Consider the following 2815-nt stretch of genomic DNA (forward strand, 5'->3'; position numbering starts at 1 on the left):
TCGCGTACGATGTTTTTATTTTTCTAAAGTGTTCAACTTGATTCTACTATTCGCCGCTTTTTTTTCATAGGAGTTTTGTTGAAAATCTATGTGGGCACGTTCGGTAAGGTCAAGCTTTTCTATGAATGTGATGAGAAGTATATGCAAGCGCATCAACGAAGAATAAATGCATGGAAAATATTGCTATCTTCTAAAAGGATTTGGCAAGTAACACAAAAAGGTACAACGCTTCGGGCAAAAACAAATGCAGGTGCACAAACCATTGTCAATCGAATTGCCTGCCGAATTAATCAAAAATTCCCTTTGTATATGCGATCCAATGTGGAGATTATTCGGGTTCCATTGCAAAAAGAAGAACTGATTTTTCTGCCCGATCAAGTGCTAATCCGCAGAAACAATAAACTAGGTTCGATTGATTATGATCAATTGCAAATTACAGGATCATCTGTGCGATTTGTTGAAGATCAAGCAGTGCCAAGTGATGCCGAAGTAACTGGATATACATGGAAATATGTGAATAAAAACAATACTCCAGACAAACGTTTTAAAGATAACCGACAGTTACCTATTTGCTTGTATGAACAAATTCATCTAACTTCGCCGAATGGGTTAAACGTGGTATTACAAAGTTCCAACCAAAACAATGCCACAGCTTTCGAGATCAATATGACAAAAGAATAAGCTGTTAAGTTTCTTCTTTTATTTTATACCGAGACTAATTTTTTGAGAAAAGGTACCAAAACAAAGAAGCCGACCTCCCATGAGACTGGCATCATTCTCAGCTAAAGTACCCGTTAGCCATCCATGAAGCGCAATAAACAGCACTTCACCACAAAAAATGAAAGATGATTAAGTTCTTTCATGGGAGTTAAAGAAGAAATTAGTATGATATCAGAAGAGGAGGAACCAAAGTTTAGCTTGCTCATATGTCTCCCTCATCCTGCCAACTACCTAATAGCTCTTCGAAAAAAAGTCTCGGTGCAGATTGCTGTTCATTTTTTATATGGCTTTTCGCCACAGCCATAATATTTAACTTAGGAACAATAAATATATATTGTCCAAATAAGCCGTTAGCATAGTAATAATCAATCGGGGTGTTAGTATTAGTATCTTCATAAGTCCAAAGCTGATAACCATATCCATATGTTCCGTCTTTTATGGTTTCAACTTGTTTATATGGTCTTTTTACCTGAAGGAGCCAGTTGGATGAAATCACCTGATTTGAATTAAATCGCCCTTCGTTTAAAAATAATAATCCAATCTTCACCATATCCTCTAGATTTAATGAAATACTGAAACCACCCCCATGAATTCCTTGTGGGTCCTTTTGCCAAGTGTATTTATTTATCCCTAATGGACAGAATAGATATTTTTCAGCAAATGAAGCGGTAGGAATTCCAGATATTTTTTGTATTATCGCACTTAGTAAATGAGAGTCTCCTGAATTATACTGAAAAGTTGAACCTGGTTTATGTATAATTGGTTGTCCTAGTATGAATTTAACCCAATTTTTCGATCCTTGGAAATTTCCTACTTTTAAACCCGAAGTCATGGTCAGTAAATGAAATATTGTAATTTCTTTCTTTTGCGGATCATTAGACTCTAATATTTCTGGAAAATAGTTTTGTATGGGTTCGTGAATATTTTTAATTAAACCTTTATCTACCATAATTCCAATTAATATAGAAACAATGCTTTTTGTAATGGAATAAACCTTTGACGGCTTTTCTATAACCTTTTTATTCTTCAAGTATTCGAATATCCGTGTATTCCCTTTATAAATAACAAATGCTTCAATTCTAATACTTGTAAGTTTCTTTTCAAACTCAAAAAAAGATATTTTACTCATATCTCTAACCCCTTTCAAAAACTATACTAAATATTCTCCTTTTGTAACTTTTTTCCTTCTTTATTAATAGATAGGTAAGCTTTTGAAATTATCGCCAGCTTTTCCCCCTGTCCACACCGTACGTGCGACTTTCACCGCATACGGCGTTCCAACTAATCCAATTTATTAAATCTACGGGGATTGGACAGTTATCTGCACTGGCATGCTATGACTGACTTTTAACAAAAGTGCATAAAAAAACGCAGAAACAATATTAATAAGAAAAGCCACGAAACGTTGATTTAACAACATTCGTGGCTTCTTGGTGTATTTCTAAACTTCCATTTGGGAACGTTATTTTCTTAGAACACGAATAATCTATTCATTTTAAAATTAATTATCTTCATCATCTCTTAAACTACTAATTCCACAAATAAATAATAATGAAACACCTATTGCTGTAACGAATGAAAATTGTATACGCATATCAAAAAGTTGGAATAGAAACGTGAACACGGGAATAAAGCTAAGGGACATCATCACTAAAAAAGTATTTGTATATTGAATACCTTTTTGTAATAAATAATTGGGAATGAGAACACCTCCAAATGTGACAATTAAAATCCAAATGATATTTTCAACGAAGTACGGAATTATTAAATCATATGTAAAAATAAATGAAATCAAAATGATTGCGACGTATCGTTTTGATAAAATCATAGAACTTGTCCATCCTCTATCACTAAGTTCTCTTGAATATTCCGAACAATAAACAGCACCTATCCCACAAAGAATACTTGCAATAATTCCAATAATCATTTCAGACGAAATTTGTGAAGCAATTCCAGACTTACCACTAATAACTGCCCCTATTAAAATAAAGCAGGCTGTTAATGTTCCAATTGAAATCATCCATTTTTTTAAAGATATAGTTTGGCGAATAGTAGAATCAAGTTGAACACTTTAGAAAAATAAAAACATCGTACG

At 33.4% G+C, this 2815-nt stretch carries 3 protein-coding genes; 1 reads left to right on the forward strand and 2 read right to left on the reverse strand.

All coding sequences use genetic code 11. The annotated features are described in order from the left end of the window. The first annotated feature begins 78 nt into the window (after positions 1-78). On the forward strand, positions 79-681 hold the full coding sequence (locus tag QRN68_RS02345; RefSeq protein WP_285395051.1) for a hypothetical protein: 603 nt from the start codon (positions 79-81) through the stop codon (positions 679-681). Positions 682-922: 241 nt separating this feature from the next. On the opposite strand, the gene QRN68_RS02350 is transcribed toward QRN68_RS02345, so the two are convergent. Further along, positions 923-1849, reverse strand: a complete 927-nt coding sequence (locus tag QRN68_RS02350; RefSeq protein ID WP_285395052.1) for a serine hydrolase domain-containing protein — start codon at positions 1847-1849, stop codon at positions 923-925. A gap of 372 nt (positions 1850-2221) precedes the next feature. After that, positions 2222-2740 (reverse strand): EamA family transporter, encoded by a 519-nt coding sequence (locus tag QRN68_RS02355; RefSeq protein WP_285395054.1) that lies wholly within the window; start codon positions 2738-2740, stop codon positions 2222-2224. Between the last annotated feature and the right edge of the window lie 75 nt (positions 2741-2815).

Source organism: Lysinibacillus sp. fls2-241-R2A-57 (assembly GCF_030209535.1).
Taxonomy (GTDB): domain Bacteria; phylum Bacillota; class Bacilli; order Bacillales_A; family Planococcaceae; genus Lysinibacillus.